We start from the raw sequence: 18,287 nt of genomic DNA, 5'->3' as shown, positions 1-18,287 counted from the left end.
CTGTAGCCATTTCGATCCGTCTGCGCTGGCGACACTCCTAGAATCCGCCGCCTATGGCCACCAAACCCAGCGACAACTACGGCGAAGCGTCGATCCGCGTGCTCAAGGGCCTCGAGCCCGTGAAGCAGCGGCCGGGCATGTACACCCGCACCGACAACCCGCTGCACATCATCCAAGAGGTCATCGACAACGCGGCCGACGAAGCCCTCGCCGGCTACGGCAAGCGCATCGACGTCACGCTGCACATCGACACCTCGGTCAGCGTGCAGGACGACGGCCGCGGCATCCCCTTCGGCAAGCACCCTGAAGAAAAGGTGCCGGTGGTCGAGATCGTGTTCACCCGGCTGCACGCGGGCGGCAAGTTCGACAAGGGCTCGGGCGGCGCCTACAGCTTCTCGGGCGGCCTGCACGGCGTGGGCGTGAGCGTGACCAACGCGCTGGCCAAGCGCCTCGAAGTGCATGTGTGTCGCGAAGGCCAGGTGGCCAGCATCGTGTTCTCGGGTGGCGACGTGATCGAGCCGCTCAAGCTGCGCAAGGCGACCAACGCCGACCGCAAGTCGGGCACCACGGTGCGGACCTGGCCCGATGCCAAGTATTTCGACAGCACCGATTTCCCCAAGGCCGAGCTGGTGCACCTCTTGCGCAGCAAGGCCGTGCTGATGCCCGGCGTGACGGTCACGCTCACCATCGAGAAGACCGGCGAGGTGCTCACCTGGACGTACAAGGGCGGCCTGCGCGACTACCTCATGCAGACGCTGCCGGCCGACCCGGTGATCCCGCTCTTCGAGGGCGAGCATTACGCCGACAAGGGCGAGACCGAGAACTTCGCCGAAGGCGAGGGCGCTGCCTGGTGCGTGGCCTTCACCGAAGACGGCGCGCCGATGCGCGAGAGCTACGTCAACCTGATTCCCACGGTGAACGGCGGCACGCACGAGTCGGGCTTGAAGGACGGCCTCTTCGGCGCGGTGAAGGGCTTCATCGAGCTGCACTCGCTGCTGCCCAAGGGCGTGAAGCTGATGCCCGAAGACGTGTTCTCGCGCGCCAGCTTCGTGCTGAGTGCCAAGGTGCTCGACCCGCAGTTCCAGGGCCAGATCAAGGAGCGGCTCAACAGCCGTGACGCGCTGCGCCTCGTGTCGACCTATGTGAAGCCGGCGATGGAACTCTGGCTCAACCAGCACGTCGACCTCGGCAAGAAGCTCGCCGAACTCGTCATCAAGCAGGCGCAGACGCGCCAGCGCGCGAGCCAGAAGGTCGAGAAGCGCAAGGGCTCCGGCGTGGCGGTGTTGCCGGGCAAGCTGACCGATTGCGAGAACCGCGACCTCACGCTGAACGAGCTCTTCCTGGTGGAGGGCGACTCGGCCGGTGGCAGCGCCAAGATGGGCCGCAACAAGGAAACGCAAGCCGTGCTGCCGCTGCGCGGCAAGGTGCTCAATGCGTGGGAAGTGGAGCGTGACCGCCTCTTCGCCAACAACGAGATCCACGACATCTCGGTCGCCATCGGCGTCGACCCGCACGGCCCGAACGACGAGGTCGACCTTTCGGGCCTGCGCTACGGCAAGGTCTGCATCTTGTCGGACGCCGACGTCGACGGCTCGCACATCCAGGTGCTGCTGCTCACGCTCTTCTTCCGCCACTTCCCGAAGCTCATCGAGAAAGGCCATGTGTACGTGGCCAAGCCGCCGCTCTTTCGCGTAGACGCACCGGCCCGCGGCAAGAAACCGGCGGCCAAGATCTACGCGCTCGACGAAGGCGAGCTCACCGCCACCCTCGACAAGCTGCGCAAGGAAGGCGCCCGCGAGAACAGCTGGACCATCGGCCGCTTCAAGGGCCTGGGCGAAATGAACGCCGAGCAGCTGTGGGACACCACGCTCAACCCTGACACCCGCCGCCTGCTGCAGGTGAACTACGGCGCGCTCGACTTCGGCGCCACCACCGATTCGCTGACCAAGCTCATGGGCAAGGGCGAAGCCGCGGCGCGCCGCGAGCTGATGGAGCTGCACGGCGATGACGTCGAAGTCGACGTCTGACGCCCGGCCGACGAGATTCCAAAAAACAAAGGGAGGGCATGTCATGAACAAGGATGTGATCAAGCCACTGCTGGGCACGGGCCTGCAGTACGTGGGCGAGGTGCTGAAGTGCGGCGCCGCAGGTGTCTTCTTGAGCGGTGCGGTGTTGCTCGGGCTCGTGATGGCGCTGCCCGCGGGCTCGGGCCTGAAGATGCTGGCGACCCTGGGCTGCCTGCTTGCGCTCGTGCTTTATGTGGTGGCCGGGCACCAGCGTGGCGTGATGAGCGTGCTGAGCAAGCTCACCCAATCGCATGGTGGCTTGCTGTTCGACCAGACCCTGGGCCGTTTCATCCAGGTCACCGAAAGCAAGCGCCCCGGCACGGTGGCCGGGCTGCTGGGCACGCCGGGCCGGCTGGCCGAGGCGTTTCGCCAGTTCCTCGGCAATGAGGATTCGATGATCCCGCGCCCGCTGCGCCGGCTGGGCGCACGCTACGTCGACAAGCTCGACCGCAGCCTCGCCGAGAGCGGCCCCACCGATGCGGTGGTGGGTGGCCAGCTGCGCGAAGAAGCGCTGCGCTCGTGGGCCGTGCAGCGCATGAGCGAGCAGGTGGCGCCGGGCTGGACGCTCTTTTCCATCGTCGCCGTCGCGCAGCTCGTCTTCGCCGTCGGGCTGTGGTGGTGGGCCACGCGGGCCTGATCCGATGAACCGGGCCTGGTGCTTCGCCGCGATGGTCAGCCTGCCGCTGGCCTGCCAGGCGGAGCTCTGGGGTTTTGTCGATGGCAACGGCGTGGCTCATGTGTCGCCGGTGCAGGTCGACTCGCGCTACCACCTCGTGCTGGGCAACACCGCCAGCGGCGAGCGTGTACCCGGCAAGACCGACGGGGCCGGTGGCCTGCTCACCTGGCTGGACTTCGCGCCCGAGGTGAAGTCGCTGCAGGCCCTCTTGCGTGACGCCTCGAAGACGCACGGTGTCGACATCGAGTTGCTGAAGGCCATCATCGCCGTCGAGTCTGGCTTCAAGCCCAACGCCGTTTCGCCACGCGGCGCGGTGGGGCTGATGCAGATCATGCCGGTGGGCAACACGCCCGCGGCGCGTGCCGAAGAGGCGCAGCGCCTGCTCGACCCGAAGCACAACATCCAGACCGGCGCCCGCTTGCTGTCGAAGCTGATGCACCGCTTTGGCCGCATCGACGTGGCGCTCGCCGCCTGGAACTCCGGCGTCGGCACGGTGATGAAACACGGCGGCGGCATGCCGCCGATCCCCGAGACCCAGGCGCATGTGCACCTGGTGCTCGAACTCTATTGGGCGCTGCTGCAGAACAAGATGCCGCGCGGCGCCCGCGAACTGCAGATGCACGGGCCGCTGACGTCAGCCTCGGCCCCGAATTGAGACGACATGAGCCTGGACGAAACAACGCAGAACCCCGACGCGATCACGCTGGCCCACTACGCCGAGCGCGCGTACCTCGAATACGCGCTGAGCGTGGTGAAGGGCCGCGCGCTGCCTGACGTGTGCGACGGCCAGAAGCCCGTCCAGCGCCGCATCCTCTTCGCGATGGAGCGCATGGGCCTGGGCTTCACCGGCACCGCGGGCGCGCGCCCGGTGAAGAGCGCCCGTGTGGTGGGCGACGTGCTCGGCAAGTACCACCCGCACGGCGACCAGGCAGCGTATGACGCGATGGTGCGCATGGCACAGGACTTCTCGCAGCGCTACCCGCTGGTCGACGGCCAAGGCAACTTCGGCTCGCGCGACGGCGACGGCGCGGCGGCCATGCGCTACACCGAAGCGCGCCTCGCGCCGATCTCGCGTCTGCTGCTCGATGAGCTGGACGAAGGCACGGTCGACTTTGCGCCCAACTACGACGGCTCGGAACAGGAGCCGAAGCAGCTGCCGGCGCGTTTGCCCTTCGTGCTGCTGAATGGCGCGAGTGGCATCGCGGTGGGACTCGCGACCGAAGTGCCTTCGCACAACCTGCGCGAGGTGGCGGCGGCAGCCGTGGCGATGATCCGCAACGACAAGCTCACCGACGATGAGTTGCTCGCCATCGTCCCCGGCCCCGACTACGCCGCCGGCGGCCAGATCATCAGCGATGCGGCCGACATCCGTGCCGCCTACGCCACCGGCCGCGGCAGCCTCAAGGTGCGCGCGCGCTGGAAGATCGAAGACCTGGCGCGTGGCCAGTGGCAACTGGTCGTCACCGAGCTGCCACCGGGCACCAGCTCGCAGAAGGTGCTGGAAGAGATCGAGGAGCTGACCAACCCCAAGGTCAAGGCCGGCAAGAAGGCGCTGGCCGCGGAGCAGGTGCAGCTCAAGACGACCATCCTCTCGGTGCTCGACGCGGTGCGCGACGAAGCCAGCAAAGACGCCCCGGTGCGCCTCGTCTTCGAGCCGAAGACCTCGCGCATCAGCCAGGAAGACCTGATCCAGACCCTGCTCGCGCACACGAGCCTGGAGACCTCGGCCCCGATCAACCTCACGATGATCGGCGCCGATGGGCGGCCCACGCAGAAGAGCCTGCGCCAGATGCTCGCCGAGTGGGTGGCCTTCCGGGCCGAGACGGTGCAGCGGCGCTCGCAGTTCCGGCTCGACAAGGTGCTGGCGCGCATCCACATCCTCGAAGGGCGGCAGCTGGTGCTGCTCAACATCGACGAGGTGATCCGCATCATTCGCCATTCCGACGAGCCCAAGCCCGCGCTGATCGAGCGCTTCAAGCTGAGCGAGATCCAGGCCGAAGACATTCTTGAAATCCGCCTGCGCCAGCTCGCGCGGCTGGAGGCCATCAAGATCGAGCAGCAGTTGAAAGAGCTGCGCGAAGAGCAGGGCAAGCTGGAAGACATCCTCAACTCGCCGGCCACGCTCAAGCGCACGCTGATCAAGGAGATCGAGGGCGACGCCAAGCAATACGGCGACGACCGCCGCACGCTGATCCAGGCCGAGAAGAAGGCCGTGGCCGAGATCAAGGTGGTCGACGAGCCAGTCACGGTGGTGGTGAGCCTGAAGGGCTGGGTGCGGGCACTCAAGGGCCACGAGGTCGACGCCTCGGCGCTGGCCTTCAAGGCGGGCGATGGCCTGTACGGCGTGTTCCCCTGCCGCACGGTCGATTCGCTGCTGGTCTTCGGCAGCAACGGCCGTGTGTACTCCACCGCAGTGGCGCAGCTGCCCGGTGGCCGCGGCGATGGCCAGCCGATCACGACGCTCATCGAGCTCGAATCGGGCACGCAGCCGCTGCACTACTTCGCCGCGGCGCCTGACACGACGCTGTTGCTGTCGAACACCGGCGGCTTCGGCCTGCTCGCGCAAGTGGGCGACATGGTGAGCCGCCAGCGTGGCGGCAAGAGCTTCCTCACGCTCGAGGCCGACGACAAGGTGCTGCCGCCCGTGCCGCTGGTGGTGGGCCACTCGCAGGTGGCGTGCCTGTCGATGAGCGGCCGGCTGCTCGCCTTCCCCTTGCAGGAGCTCAAGCTGCAACCCAAGGGAGGCCGTGGCCTCACGCTGATGGATGTGGACGCGAAAGACCCGCTGGTCTCGGTGGCGAGCTGCGCCAACGGCGTGAAGGTGCTCGGCACCGGCCGCGGCGGCAAGGCCAAGGAAGAAGAACTCAAGGGCGCATCGCTCGCGGTCTACGCCGGCAAGCGCGCCCGCAAGGGCAAGACGCTCGACGCCGGGATGAAGCCGTATCGGGTACTGAGCCTGGGGTAAAAACGAGGCGATGCAAACCGCGGCCCAGCCTTCGCCCGAATCCCCCTGGGCCCCGCTGAGCCAGCCGGTGTTCCGCATGCTGTGGAGCGTGTGGCTCACGGCGAACGTCTGCATGTGGATGAACGACGTGGCGGCGGCGTGGATGATGACCTCGCTGACCACCTCGCCGATCATGGTGGCGCTGGTGCAGTCGGCGTCCACGCTGCCGGTGTTCTTCCTCGGCGTGCCGAGCGGTGCGCTGGCCGACATCCTCGACCGGCGCAAGTACTTCATCTTCACGCAGTTCTGGGTCGCGACCGTCGGGGTGCTGCTGTGCCTCGCCACCCTGAGCGGCCACATGGGCGCGCCGCTGCTCCTGCTGCTCACCTTCGCCAACGGCATCGGCTTCGCGATGCGCTGGCCGGTGTTCTCGGCGGTGATCCCGGAGTTGATCCCCAAGCATCAGCTGCCGTCGGCGCTGGCGCTCAACGGCCTGGCGATGAACGCCTCGCGCATCTTCGGGCCCATCCTCGCCGGGGCGCTGATCGCGAGCCTCGGCAGTGCGTGGGTGTTTGCCTTGAATGCCGTGCTGTCGGTGGTGTGCGGCTTCGTCATCATGCGTTGGAAGACGGCGCCGAAGGCGAGTGCGTTGCCGGCCGAGCGATTCTTCGGTGCCATCCGCGTGGGGCTCACCTACGTGCGGCAGTCGCAGGCCATGCATGCGGTGCTGTTCCGGGTGACGGCGTTCTTCCTGCAGGCGGTCGCCGTGACCTCGCTGCTGCCGCTGGTGGCCCGGCAGATGCCGGGTGGCGATGCCGGGACCTTCACGCTGCTGCTGGCCGCCATGGGCGCGGGTGCCGTGATCGCGGCGCTGATCATGGCGCGCATCCGCTCGGTGATGGATGGCGACCTGCTGGTGCGCAATGGCACGCTGATCCAGGCCGTGGCCATGCTCGTGGTGGCCTTCGCGCCCAATATCTATGTGGCGGCCCCGGCGATGATGGTCAACGGGATGACGGTCATCTCGGTGGCCAACTCACTGGCCGTCTCGGCTCAGCTCACCTTGCCCAACTGGGTGCGCGCGCGTGGCATGTCGGTCTACCAGATGGCGCTGATGGGCGGCGGTGGCATCGGTGCGGCGATCTGGGGCCAGGTGGCCACCTTCAGCAGCGTGCGCGCGAGCATCGGCATCGCGGCGATCGGTGGGGTGATCCTGATGCTGGCGGTCATCCGCTACAGCCCGCGTGGCCAGGCCGATTCGGAAGACCTCACGCCGTCCAGCGCGTGGAAGGCCCCCGACATGCCACCGGGTGTTCAAGGCCACGATGGCCCGGTGATGACCACCATCGAATACCTGATCGACCCGGCCCGGGCCGACGACTTCATGGCAGTGATGCGCGAGACGCGCAGCAGCCGCCTGCGCCAGGGGGCGCTCTCATGCGAGGTGTTCCGCGACGCCACCGTGCCCGGCCGCTATGTCGAGCACATGCTCGATGAATCGTGGATCGAGCACCTGCGCCGCTTCGACCGGGTGACCGCCTACGACGTGGCGCTGCGCGAGCGCCGTCTGTCGTTCCACATCGGCGCGGAGCCGCCGCGCCTCACGCGCAGCATCGCCGAGGCGATGGACTAGGGCCTGTTCACACTAAATGAGCACCCACGTGACTCAACAAAAGCCCGCCAACGAGGCGCAAAGCGCAGCTGTAGCACTTCCTACAGCGAGCATTTGCAACGCTGTGGGCGGGCTTTTGCTGAGATCACCCGAAGGGCCGGGGCCTGAAGGCGCGTGCGGCGGCGTTGCAGCGTCGTTGTGTGCCACGGGCACACGGCCTCCGCGGCGCCTTGCCGCCCACGCCTTCAGGCCTCGGCGTGGGTGCTCATTTAGTGTGAACAGGCCCTAATCAGCGCTTGCGTGCGGCGGCGCGCTTGCGTGGCGCCGGCTTGGCGGGTTCGGCCTCGACGGGTTTGGCCAGGGCCAGCGGCTCGGCGCCCGCCGTCGCGGCCTTCGTGTCTGCCGCGCCGCCGCTCCAGCCCGGCAAGGGCCAGCTGCTGACGACCGGGAAGGCCGACAGCATCATCGTCCACCACGAGTGCGTGGCGCTGAGCATGGCTTCCCAGCTGCGGGCCTGCAAGGCGATGGCCTGCTCGGGCGTCCACGGTGCACGCCAGAGCGACGGGTCGTCGATGGCGGGCGGGTCTCCCGGTGCTGGGGCCCAGAGCGAGTTCCAGTGCCACATCATGGTGCGTGCTCCTCGAGACAAGGGATGAGCACAGCTTACTGGGCGCTCGTGACAAGCGCCAGCATGACCTTGCGTGACGCTAACGCTTGCGGATGACGAGCACGCTCGCCACGGCCAACACCACGAAGACCGCCAGGCTCCAGAAGTCGTAGGAGATGCCCATCAGCGACACCGCTGCATCGGCGCAGCTCGCGCGGGCGAGGAAGACGTCGGGCCAGAGGCTGTCGAGCTTCATCGCGATGACGATGCGGTCGGCCACCGTCAGTGCGCACGAGCTCGACGATGCGGCCTGGAAGTGCTGCCACAGCGCCGCCGCGATGCCGCACAGCGAGAACGCCAGCGCCAGCACCCCGGCGATGCGCGTCGACACGAAGCCCACCATGCACACCAGCGCGATGGCCAGGAAGATCACCCGCTGCAAGATGCACCAGGGGCAAGGCTCCATGCCGTAGACGTGCTGCGACACGAGCGCCGCGCCGACGGCGGCCACGCTCAGCACGGCCATGACGAGCAGCAGCAGGCCGGGTCGTTGCAGCAGCGCTTTCATGTCGGCGCCTTCATTCGACTTCGGCGATCAGCTCGATCTCGACGCAGGCGCCGAGCGGGATCTGCGCCACACCGAAGGCAGCACGCGCGTGCACGCCGGCCGCGCCGAACACCTCACCCAGCAGCTCGCTGCAGCCGTTGGTGACGAGGTGGTGCTCGGTGTAGTCGGGCGCGCTGTTGACGAGGCTCACCACCTTGACGATGCGCTTGACCTTGTTGAGATCGCCCACCGCGGCGTGCAGCGTGCCCATCAGGTCGATGGCCACGGCGCGTGCGGCTTGCTTGCCGGTGGCGGTGTCCATGTCGCGGCCGAGCTGGCCGACCCAGGGCTTGCCGTCGCGTTTGGCGATGTGGCCTGAGAGGAAGACGAGCGAGCCGGTGCGCACGAAGGGCACGTAGGCGGCGACGGGCACGCCGACGGCGGGCAGCTCGATCCCGAGGGACTTCAGACGGTCGTAGACGGACATCGCGGTGCGCTCGTTCGTGGGGGTCGCAAATCCTACACTGCACCCATGGGAGGAAAACAAAGGGCCCGGCATGCCGCAGGCATGGGCTTGGCATGGCTTGCCGGCGTGGCCGTGCAGTTGCAAGAGCACGCGCTGATGCCGCTCCAGGCCTACCCGGCGCTGGTGCTCGGGGCGCTGCTGGCCGGCGTGATCGGCTGGCGCTGGCAGCGCTTGCGTCTCGTGTGGGTCGTGGCGGCGCTCGCGCTTGGATGGGGGGCGAGCGGCTGGCGCGCCACGCTGCGCCTGGCCGATGCCTTGCCGGCGGCGATCGAAGGGCAGGACGTGCAACTGGTCGGCGTGGTCGCGAGCCTGCCGCAGCGTTCGGCGGCGGGCCTGCGCTTCCGCTTCGACGTGGAGTCGGCCACGCAGCAGGGCCAGGCGGTGCAGGTGCCGACGAAGGTCTCGCTCGGCTGGTATGTCGGCTGGCACGAAGACGGCGGCCTGAGCGAGCCGCAGCTCTCGCTGCGTGCCGGCCAGCGCTGGCGCTTCGTGGCGCGCTTGCGGCAACCGCACGGCAACCTGAACCCGCACGGCTTCGACTACGAGCTGTACCTCTTCGAACAAGGCCTGCGCGCCACGGGCTACGTGCGGGCGAACGACCGCGCCGCGCCGCAGATGCTCGACGCGCACGCCGGCCGCTGGGTCGACCGCCTGCGCCAGCACGTGCGCGACGCCATCGATGCCCAGGTGAGCGACCCGCGCTCGGCCGGGGTGCTGGCGGCGCTGGCGGTGGGCGACCAGTCGGCCATCGAACGCGACGACTGGCAGCTCTTTCGCAACACCGGCGTGGCCCACCTGATGTCGATCAGCGGCCTGCACGTCACGATGTTCGCGTGGCTGGCGGGCCTGCTCGTGGCGGCCGTGTGGCGGCGCAGCGCTCGCGCGGTGCACCTGTGGCCCGCGCCCTGGGCCGGCCGCGTCGGTGGGCTGCTGGCGGCCACGGCCTATGCGGTGTTTGCCGGCTGGGGCGTGCCGGCGCAGCGCACCGTGTGGATGCTCGCCACCGTGACCTTGCTGCACCTGAGCGGGCGGCGCTGGCCGTGGGCGATGGTGCTGCTGGTGGCGGCGGTGGTGGTGAGCGCGCTCGACCCGTGGGCCTTGCTGCAGCCGGGGTTCTGGCTGTCGTTCGTGGCCGTGGGCCTGCTGATGGCCTCGGAGCCGGTGCAGCGTGCGGCCGAGCGGGCCCCGGCGCAGCGCGGGTGGCAGCGGCTGTGGGCGGCGGCGCGAGGCGGCGTGCGCACGCAGCTCGTGGCCACGCTCGGGCTTACGCCGCTCAGCCTGGTGTTCTTCCAGCAGGTGTCGCTCGTGGGCCTGCTGGCCAACCTCGTGGCCATCCCGCTCGTCACGCTCGTCATCACGCCGCTGGCACTGCTGGGCGTGGTGCTGGCGCCGCTGTGGCGGCTCGCGGCGCTCGTGCAGGAGGCCCTGAACCACGGCCTGGCCTGGCTGGGCGCGGTGCCCGGCGCCGTGTGGCTGGTGCCGGCGGCGCCCTGGTGGGCCCAGGCCGCGGGCCTGGCGGGCGCGGCGCTGCTCGTGCTGCCGTTGCCCTGGCGCATGCGGCTCTTCGCGGTGCCGCTGGTGATGCCCTTGCTGTTGCCCGTGCCCGAGCGGCCCGAGGCCGGCCGCTACGAGGTGTTGGCGGTTGACGTGGGGCAGGGCACCGCCGTGCTGGTGCGGACGGAGAAGCACCTGCTCGTCTACGACGCCGGCCCGCAGTATTCGCGCGAGAGCGATGCCGGCCAGCGGGTGCTGCTGCCGCTCCTGCATGCGCGCGGCGAGGCGCGCGTCGACCGCCTGGTGCTGAGCCACCGCGACCTCGACCACGTGGGTGGCGCGAGGCCGGTGCTCCAGACCCTGCCCGTTGACGAGTTGCTCAGCTCGCTCGAAGAGGCGCACCCGATCCGCGCGCTGGCCCCGAGGCCGGTGCGTTGCGTGGCCGGCCAGCGTTGGGTGTGGGACGGCGTGCAGTTCGACGTGCTGCACCCGCGCGCCGACGACTACGGGCGCCCGCTCAAGTCCAACGCCATGTCGTGCGTCGTCAAGGTGAGCGGGCCGCAGGGCACGCTGCTGTTGACGGGTGACATCGAGCGCCAGCAGGAAGCGGAGCTGCTCGCCACCAGCACCGAGGCGCTGCGCAGCGACGTGCTGCTGGTGCCGCACCACGGCAGCCGCACCTCGTCGACCGCGGCCTTCCTCGACGCGGTGGCGCCCAAGGTGGCGATCGTGCAGGCCGGCTACCGCAACCGCTTCGGCCACCCGGTCGACGAGGTGATCGGGCGGCTCAAGGCGCGCGGCGTGCGCATCGAGACGAGCGCCGCCTGCGGCGCCTGGCAGTGGAGCGGCGCCGCGAGCGTTTGCGAGCGCGATCGGGTGCGCCGCTACTGGCACCACCTCGCTCGAGGCGAGTAACCTCGGGGCGAACATCGGGCCGCATGCGCGCTGGGATGGGTGCGATTGGCCTGCTTTTTGCTACCCTGCCTTCGAGGAGAACAAGACCCATGCGACCCAGCTTCGACGAGATGCAGGCCACCAGCACCAGCGTGCGAGACCACTACCGGGTCTACGACCGCTGGCTGGCGCAGCAGCCCCGCGACGTGATGCGCTCGCGGCGTGAAGAGGCCGAGATGATCTTCCGCCGCGTGGGCATCACCTTCGCGGTCTACGGTGCGAAAGACGAAGACGGCTCGGGCACCGAGCGCCTGATCCCGTTCGACCTGATCCCGCGCGTGATCCCGGCGGCCGAGTGGACGGAAATGGAGAAGGGCCTCACCCAGCGCGTGACGGCCCTCAACCGCTTCATCCACGACGTGTACCACGAGCAGGAGATCATCCGCGCCGGCATCGTGCCCGCCGACCAGATCTTCAAGAACGCGCAGTTCCGCCCCGAGATGATGGGCGTCGACGTGCCGGGCGGCGTGTATTCGCACATCAGCGGCATCGACATCGTGCGTGCCGCCAACGCCGACGGCAGCGGCAGCTACTACGTGCTCGAAGACAACCTGCGTGTGCCCAGCGGCGTGAGCTACATGCTCGAGAACCGCAAGATGATGATGCGGCTCTTCCCCGAGCTCTTCAGCCAGCACCGGGTGGCGCCGGTCGCCCATTACCCCGACCTGCTGCTGGAAACGCTGCGCGGCGTGGCGCCCGCGGCCGTCAACGACCCGACGGTCGTCGTCCTCACCCCCGGCATGTACAACAGCGCGTACTTCGAGCACGCCTTCCTCGCGCAGCAGATGGGCGTGGAGCTGGTGGAGGGGCAGGATCTCTTCGTCAAGGACAACTTCGTCTACATGCGCACCACGCAGGGCCCGAAGCGCGTCGACGTGATCTATCGCCGTGTCGACGACGACTTCCTCGACCCGCTGGCCTTCCGCCCCGACTCCACGCTCGGCTGCGCGGGCCTCCTGAGCGTGTACCGCGCCGGCAACGTGACGCTGTCGAACGCCATCGGCACGGGCGTCGCCGACGACAAGTCGATCTACCCCTACGTGCCCAAGATGATCGAGTTCTACCTGGGCGAGAAGCCGATCCTCAACAACGTGCCCACGCACCTGTGCCGCGAGGAAGAAGACCTCAAGTATGTGCTCGACCACCTGCCCGAACTCGTGGTGAAGGAAGTGCACGGCGCCGGTGGCTACGGCATGCTGGTCGGCCCGGCCGCCACCAAGGCCGAGATCGCTGACTTCCGCAAGGCCCTCGAAGCCAACCCGGCCGGCTACATCGCGCAGCCGACGCTCAGCCTGTCGACCTGCCCCACGTTTGTGGAAAGCGGCATCGCGCCGCGCCACATCGATCTGCGCCCCTTCGTGCTCTCGGGCAAGGAGGTGCAGATGGTGCCGGGCGGGCTCACGCGGGTGGCGCTGAAGGAGGGCTCCCTCGTCGTCAACTCGTCGCAGGGTGGCGGTACCAAGGACACCTGGGTTCTGGAAGCTTGAGAGAAGGAGGCCTGAAATGCTGTCAAGAACCGCTGACCACCTCTTCTGGATGGCCCGCTACATGGAGCGCGCCGAAAACACCGCGCGCATGCTCGACGTCAACTACCAGACGTCGCTCCTGCCGCAGTCGGCCGACGCGGCCGAGAACGGCTGGCGTGGCCTGCTCAGCATCTCGGAGCTGACCCACGACTACAACACCCGCTACGGCGAGGTCGATGCGCGCAAGGTCATGGCCTACATGGTGGGGGACGAAAAAAACCCGTCGAGCATCTACAACTGCCTGCTCGCTGCCCGCGAAAACGCGCGCGCCGTGCGGGGCGCGCTCACCACCGAGGTGTGGGAGACGCAGAACCAGACCTGGATCGAGTTCCAGCGCATGCTGCGCAACACGGCCTTCGAGCGCGACCCGGGCGAAGCCTTCGAGTGGGTGAAGTTCCGCTCGCACCTCTCGCGCGGGGTGACGGTGGGCACCATGCTGCAAGACGAAGCCTTCCACTTCCTGCGCATCGGCAGCTTCCTCGAGCGCGCCGACAACACCGCCCGCATGCTCGACGTGAAGTTCCACGCGGTCGAGAGCGAGTTCTACGGCGCGGGCAATGGCAACGGCAGTGCGTCGCGCGACCAGGAATACGACTTCTATCACTGGTCGGCGATCCTGCGCTCCGTCTCCGGCTTCGAGGTCTACCGCAAGGCGTATCGCAACGTGATCCGGCCCGAGAAGGTGGCCGAGCTCCTGATCCTGCGTGCCGACATGCCGCGCTCGCTCGCCTGCTGCATGGACGAGGTCGTCGCCAACTTGAAGCGCGTGGCCAACGAGCAATCGCACGAGACGCTGCGCCGCGCGGGCCGCCTGCAGTCCGACCTGCGATTCGGCCGCATCGACGAGATCCTCGCGACCGGCCTGCATGCCTTCCTCAGCCAGTTCCTCGAACGTGTGGGCACGCTGGGGGTGGGCATCAGCCGTGACTTCCTCGTTCCGGTCGCGGCCTGACGGGAGACGTGCTGGATGAAACTGACCATCCAACACGTCACCCACTACGACTACAGCGCGCCGCTGCAGTACGCCTTGCAGTCGCTGTGCCTCACGCCGCAGGCGAGTGCGCACCAGACCGTGCACGAGTGGACCGTGACCGCCCCCGCCCCGCTGCACGCGCAGCGCGACGGCTACGGCAACCTCGCCCACACCTGGAGCCTGGCACGGCGCAGCTACGGCAGTGCGGTGCGCGCGTCGGGCACGGTCGAGACCCACGCCTCGCCCTGGCTGGAGGATGCGTTCACGCCGCCGCAGCTCTACCTGCGCCACACGCCGCTCACGCAGGCCGATGCGCCGCTGAAAGCGCTCGGCCGCGTGCACCTGGCCGACGGCGTGACCGAAGGCTCGGCGATGGCGCTCGCACAGGCGGTGCTCAAGCGCGTGCGCTACACGCCGGGGTCGACCGACGTGCAGACCACCGCGCTTCAGGCCTGGGAGCAGGGCGGTGGTGTGTGCCAGGACCACGCGCACGTCTACCTCGCCGCCTGCCGCGCCAACGGCGTGCCGGCGCGCTACGTCAGCGGCTATTTCTACGCACCCGACGCGCCGCATCTCGCCAGCCACGCCTGGGTCGATGTGTGTGTCGATGCTGAGGCGCGCCGCTGGCTGAGCGTCGACATCACCCACGGCTGCCTGATGGACGAGCGCCACGTGCGCCTGGCCGTCGGCCTCGACTACGCCGCCTGCTCGCCCATCCGCGGCGTGCGCGAAGGCGGCGGCGACGAGACCATGCGCGTGCGCATCGACATCCGCCGGGCCGATTCGCAAAGTTCCGTTCAGGCTGAGCCTGTCGAAGCCCCACCGCGTCGCGCGGCCCTTCGACAGGCTCAGGGCGAACGGTGAGCCTTCCATTTCCGTTTTCGGAGCCCTGAATGTCCATCCACGTCGCGCTCAACCACGTGACCCACTACCGGTACGACCGGCCGATCAACCTGGGGCCGCAGGTGATCCGCCTGCGCCCGGCGCCGCATTCGCGCACACGCATCCTCAGCTACTCGATGCGCGTCGAGCCGGCCACGCACTTCATCAACTGGCAGCAGGACCCGCAGAACAACTACCTCGCGCGCCTCGTCTTCCCCGACAAGACCACGAGCTTTCGCATCGAGATCGACCTCGTGGCCGAGATGTCGGTGCTCAACCCGTTCGACTTCTTCCTGGAGCCTTCGGCCGAGCACTTCCCGTTCACCTATGACGACTCGCTCGCGCACGAGCTGGCCCCTTACCGGCTGAAGGGCGAACTCACGCCGATGCTCGCGCACTACCTCGCGACCATCCCGCGCGAGAAGAAGCAGACCACCAACTTCCTCGTCGAGCTCAACCAGCGCCTGCAAGGCGACATCGGCTACCTCATCCGCATGGAGCCCGGCGTGCAGACGCCGGAAGAAACGCTCACCAAGAAGAGCGGTTCGTGCCGCGACTCGGGCTGGCTCTTGGTGCAGATCCTTCGCCACCTCGGCTTCGCCGCCCGCTTCGTCTCGGGCTATCTGATCCAGCTCAAGAGCGACGTGAAGTCGCTCGACGGCCCGAGCGGCACCGAGGTCGACTTCACCGACCTGCACGCCTGGTGCGAGGTCTACTTGCCGGGCGCCGGCTGGATCGGCCTCGACCCCACCTCGGGCCTGCTCGCGGGCGAAGGCCACATCCCGCTCGCGTGCTCGCCCGACCCGTCGTCGGCCGCGCCCGTGACCGGCGCGCTCGACGAATGCGAGACCGAGTTCGAGCACCACATGAAGGTCACCCGCGTGTGGGAAGCGCCGCGCGTGACGCTGCCCTACACCGACGCGCAGTGGGCCGACATCGAAGCGCTCGGCCACACCGTCGATGCCGACCTGCGCCGCCACGACGTGCGCCTCACGCAGGGCGGCGAGCCCACCTTCGTCTCGGTCGACGACCGCGACGGCGCCGAGTGGAACACCGAAGCCCTCGGCCCCACCAAGCGCGTGCTGGCCGCGGATCTCATGGACAAGCTGCGTGCCAAGTACGGCGACGGCGGCCTGCTGCACTACGGCCAGGGCAAGTGGTACCCGGGCGAGCAGCTGCCGCGCTGGTCGCTCAACCTTTTCTGGCGCAAGGACCGCGAGCCCATCTGGGCCAACCCCGAGCTTTTCGCGAGCGAGCACCACGACTACGGCATCACCGACGTCAAGGCGCAGCAGTTCCTGTCCGGTGTGGCCAAGCGGCTGGCCCTGGACCCGAAGTACGTCTTCCCGGCGTATGAAGACGTCTGGTACTACCTGTGGCGCGAGCGCAAGCTGCCCACCAACGTCGACCCCTTCGATGCGCGCCTCTCCGACGAGCTGGAGCGCGACCGCATCCGCAAGGTGTTCTCGCAAGGGCTCGACAAGGTGGTGGGCCACGTGCTCCCGGTGCTGCGCAATCCGACCGGCGCAACGCGCTGGCAGACGGGCCCCTGGTTCCTGCGCAGCGAGCGCTGCTACCTCGTGCCCGGCGATTCACCGCTCGGCTATCGGCTGCCGCTCGACTCGCAGCCCTGGGCGTCGTCAGCCGACTACCCGTGGGCGCACCAGCCCGACCAGACGCAGCCTTTTGCGCCATTGCCGCCGTACCGGCGTTTGCGCTATGCAATGGCCGATCAGGAGCCGGGCGCACCGGCTGCGTCGCAGGAGCTGCTGACCACGGGTTCGACGTTCGGTGAACGTTCGCGTGCTGCGCTGAATGGCAAGGCTGCCAGTGCCACCGCGACCACGGCCCAGGAGGCGCCCCGCGCGCCTTCACGCTTCGAGTCGGCCGGCTGGATCACCCGCACCGCCATGTGCGCCGAGCCGCGCAACGGGCGGCTCTACGTCTTCATGCCGCCCACCTCGGCGCTGGAAGACTATCTGGAGCTCGTCGCCGCCATCGAAGACACCGCCGCCGAGATGAAGCTGCCGGTGATCCTCGAAGGCTACGAGCCGCCGAAGGATCCGCGCCTGTCGACGCTGCGCGTCACACCCGACCCCGGTGTCATCGAAGTCAACATCCACCCCGCGCACAGCTGGGAAGAACTCGTCGACCAGACCACCCACCTCTACCAGGCCGCACACGAGACGCGCCTGTCGACCGAGAAGTTCATGGTCGACGGCCGCCACACCGGCACCGGCGGCGGCAACCATTTCGTGCTCGGCGGCGCCACGGTGGCCGACTCGCCCTTCCTGCGCCGGCCCGACCTGCTCGCGAGCATGGTCGCGTACTGGCACAACCACCCGGCGCTGTCGTACCTGTTCTCGGGCCTCTTCATCGGCCCCACCAGCCAGGCGCCGCGCGTGGACGAAGCGCGCAATGACTCGGTCTACGAGATCGAGATCGCGTTCGCCGAGCTGCAGCGCAAGACGGCCGAGGGGCCGGGCGCCTGCCCGCCGTGGCTGATCGACCGGCTCATGCGCAACCTCTTGATCGACGTGACGGGCAACACCCACCGCGCCGAGTTCTGCATCGACAAGCTCTACTCGCCCGACGGCCCCACCGGCCGGCTGGGCCTCTTGGAGATGCGCGCCTTCGAGATGCCGCCGCATGCGCGCATGAGCCTCACGCAGCAGCTCTTGATGCGCTCGCTGGTGAGCCGCTTCTGGCAGCAGCCGTATCAACCGCCACGCTTGAAGCGCTGGGGCACCGAGCTGCACGACCGCTTCATGCTGCCGCACTTCGTGTGGCAAGACCTGTGCGACGTGATCGAGGAGCTCAACGCCTTCGGCTACGCGATGAAGCCCGAGTGGTTCGCACCGCATTTCAACTTCCGCTTCCCGCGCCTGGGCGACTTCAACGCGATGGGCGTCGACGTGGAGCTGCGCCTCGCGCTCGAACCCTGGCACGTGATGGGCGAGGAGGGCGCACCGGGCGGCACGGTGCGCTTCGTCGACTCATCCGTGGAGCGTGTGCAGCTCAAGGTGACCGGCCTCGTGAGCGACCGCCATGTGCTCACCTGCAACGGCCGCGCCGTGCCGCTGCAGCCCACGGGCAAGGTGGGCGAGTTCGTGGCCGCGGTGCGCTACCGCGCCTGGGCGCCGCCCTCGGCCCTGCACCCGACCATCGGCGTGCACGCGCCGCTCACCTTCGACCTCGTCGACGGCTGGATGCGCCGCTCGCTCGGCGGCTGCCAGTACCACGTGGCCCACCCGGGCGGGCGCAACTACGCGACTGCGCCGGTCAATGCGTATGAAGCCGAAGCACGGCGCCTCGCGCGCTTCTTCCGCATCGGCCACACGCCGGGCGAGATGAGGCTGCCGAAGGACGAGCGCAACCCGAACTTCCCGTTCACGCTCGACCTGCGTCGCGCGACGGTCGACTAGCCTGCGGTACTGCGGCGCTGCACCGGCAGCGCCACCTGTCGATACCCCGGCCCGC

13 protein-coding genes are annotated in these 18,287 nt (G+C 68.6%); 10 read left to right on the top strand and 3 right to left on the bottom strand.

Annotated features, from left to right (window positions below):
• The first annotated feature begins 53 nt into the window (after window positions 1-53).
• From KF892_06725 to KF892_06705, 5 genes are read left to right on the top strand one after another with little or no spacing between them, the layout of a single operon-like run.
• Window positions 54-2,027, top strand: a complete 1,974-nt coding sequence (locus KF892_06725; GenBank protein MBX3624689.1) for a type IIA DNA topoisomerase subunit B — start codon at window positions 54-56, stop codon at window positions 2,025-2,027.
• Window positions 2,028-2,070: 43 nt separating this feature from the next.
• Entirely contained in the window at window positions 2,071-2,703 is a 633-nt protein-coding gene (locus KF892_06720) for a hypothetical protein (GenBank protein ID MBX3624688.1), read from the top strand.
• 31 nt (window positions 2,704-2,734) lie between these two features.
• Window positions 2,735-3,397 carry a lytic transglycosylase domain-containing protein gene (locus KF892_06715; protein ID MBX3624687.1) on the top strand — a complete coding sequence of 221 codons (663 nt, stop codon included), beginning with the start codon at window positions 2,735-2,737 and terminating at the stop codon, window positions 3,395-3,397.
• A gap of 6 nt (window positions 3,398-3,403) precedes the next feature.
• Window positions 3,404-5,707 (top strand): DNA topoisomerase IV subunit A, encoded by a 2,304-nt coding sequence (gene parC / locus KF892_06710; GenBank protein MBX3624686.1) that lies wholly within the window; start codon window positions 3,404-3,406, stop codon window positions 5,705-5,707.
• A gap of 10 nt (window positions 5,708-5,717) precedes the next feature.
• A complete protein-coding gene (locus KF892_06705; protein ID MBX3624685.1) occupies window positions 5,718-7,319 on the top strand; it encodes an MFS transporter in 1,602 nt (533 codons plus the stop codon).
• Window positions 7,320-7,587: 268 nt separating this feature from the next.
• Here KF892_06705 and KF892_06700 read toward each other — a convergent pair whose 3' ends face one another.
• The 3 genes from KF892_06700 to KF892_06690 form a co-directional block, all read right to left on the bottom strand.
• Window positions 7,588-7,926 (bottom strand): hypothetical protein, encoded by a 339-nt coding sequence (locus KF892_06700; protein ID MBX3624684.1) that lies wholly within the window; start codon window positions 7,924-7,926, stop codon window positions 7,588-7,590.
• A gap of 79 nt (window positions 7,927-8,005) precedes the next feature.
• A complete protein-coding gene (locus KF892_06695; GenBank protein MBX3624683.1) occupies window positions 8,006-8,473 on the bottom strand; it encodes a disulfide bond formation protein B in 468 nt (155 codons plus the stop codon).
• Between the two features lie 10 nt (window positions 8,474-8,483).
• The gene (locus tag KF892_06690; GenBank protein ID MBX3624682.1) at window positions 8,484-8,939 is read right to left on the bottom strand and encodes a RidA family protein; all 456 of its coding nucleotides are present in this window, start codon (window positions 8,937-8,939) and stop codon (window positions 8,484-8,486) included.
• A 45-nt stretch (window positions 8,940-8,984) separates the two neighbouring features.
• Between KF892_06690 and KF892_06685 the strand changes: the two genes are divergently transcribed.
• The 5 genes from KF892_06685 to KF892_06665 all read left to right on the top strand — a co-directional run bounded on the left by KF892_06685 (window position 8,985) and on the right by KF892_06665 (window position 18,232).
• Window positions 8,985-11,387, top strand: coding sequence for a DNA internalization-related competence protein ComEC/Rec2 (locus tag KF892_06685; GenBank protein MBX3624681.1), 2,403 nt, complete (start codon window positions 8,985-8,987; stop codon window positions 11,385-11,387).
• 89 nt (window positions 11,388-11,476) lie between these two features.
• On the top strand, window positions 11,477-12,913 hold the full coding sequence (locus KF892_06680; protein ID MBX3624680.1) for a circularly permuted type 2 ATP-grasp protein: 1,437 nt from the start codon (window positions 11,477-11,479) through the stop codon (window positions 12,911-12,913).
• Between the two features lie 16 nt (window positions 12,914-12,929).
• Entirely contained in the window at window positions 12,930-13,904 is a 975-nt protein-coding gene (locus KF892_06675) for an alpha-E domain-containing protein (protein MBX3624679.1), read from the top strand.
• A gap of 15 nt (window positions 13,905-13,919) precedes the next feature.
• Entirely contained in the window at window positions 13,920-14,789 is an 870-nt protein-coding gene (locus KF892_06670; GenBank protein ID MBX3624678.1) for a transglutaminase family protein, read from the top strand.
• Between the two features lie 29 nt (window positions 14,790-14,818).
• The gene (locus tag KF892_06665) at window positions 14,819-18,232 is read left to right on the top strand and encodes a transglutaminase family protein (GenBank protein MBX3624677.1); all 3,414 of its coding nucleotides are present in this window, start codon (window positions 14,819-14,821) and stop codon (window positions 18,230-18,232) included.
• The last annotated feature ends 55 nt before the right edge of the window (window positions 18,233-18,287 follow it).

The organism is Rhizobacter sp. (genome assembly GCA_019635355.1).
GTDB lineage: Bacteria > Pseudomonadota > Gammaproteobacteria > Burkholderiales > Burkholderiaceae_C > Rhizobacter.
Note: the sequence above shows the minus strand (reverse complement) of the source record. Positions and strands in the feature narration are given on the sequence as shown.

What these genes read in the sequence shown, in the direction of transcription:
- KF892_06725 (MBX3624689.1), top strand. Translation starts at nt 54, where the DNA reads ATGGCCACCAAACCCAGCGACAACTACGGCGAAGCGTCGATCCGCGTG.
- KF892_06720 (MBX3624688.1), top strand. Translation starts at nt 2,071, where the DNA reads ATGAACAAGGATGTGATCAAGCCACTGCTGGGCACGGGCCTGCAGTAC.
- KF892_06715 (MBX3624687.1), top strand. Translation starts at nt 2,735, where the DNA reads ATGGTCAGCCTGCCGCTGGCCTGCCAGGCGGAGCTCTGGGGTTTTGTC.
- parC (MBX3624686.1), top strand. Translation starts at nt 3,404, where the DNA reads ATGAGCCTGGACGAAACAACGCAGAACCCCGACGCGATCACGCTGGCC.
- KF892_06705 (MBX3624685.1), top strand. Translation starts at nt 5,718, where the DNA reads ATGCAAACCGCGGCCCAGCCTTCGCCCGAATCCCCCTGGGCCCCGCTG.
- KF892_06700 (MBX3624684.1), bottom strand. Translation starts at nt 7,926, where the DNA reads ATGATGTGGCACTGGAACTCGCTCTGGGCCCCAGCACCGGGAGACCCG.
- KF892_06695 (MBX3624683.1), bottom strand. Translation starts at nt 8,473, where the DNA reads ATGAAAGCGCTGCTGCAACGACCCGGCCTGCTGCTGCTCGTCATGGCC.
- KF892_06690 (MBX3624682.1), bottom strand. Translation starts at nt 8,939, where the DNA reads ATGTCCGTCTACGACCGTCTGAAGTCCCTCGGGATCGAGCTGCCCGCC.
- KF892_06685 (MBX3624681.1), top strand. Translation starts at nt 8,985, where the DNA reads ATGGGAGGAAAACAAAGGGCCCGGCATGCCGCAGGCATGGGCTTGGCA.
- KF892_06680 (MBX3624680.1), top strand. Translation starts at nt 11,477, where the DNA reads ATGCGACCCAGCTTCGACGAGATGCAGGCCACCAGCACCAGCGTGCGA.
- KF892_06675 (MBX3624679.1), top strand. Translation starts at nt 12,930, where the DNA reads ATGCTGTCAAGAACCGCTGACCACCTCTTCTGGATGGCCCGCTACATG.
- KF892_06670 (MBX3624678.1), top strand. Translation starts at nt 13,920, where the DNA reads ATGAAACTGACCATCCAACACGTCACCCACTACGACTACAGCGCGCCG.
- KF892_06665 (MBX3624677.1), top strand. Translation starts at nt 14,819, where the DNA reads ATGTCCATCCACGTCGCGCTCAACCACGTGACCCACTACCGGTACGAC.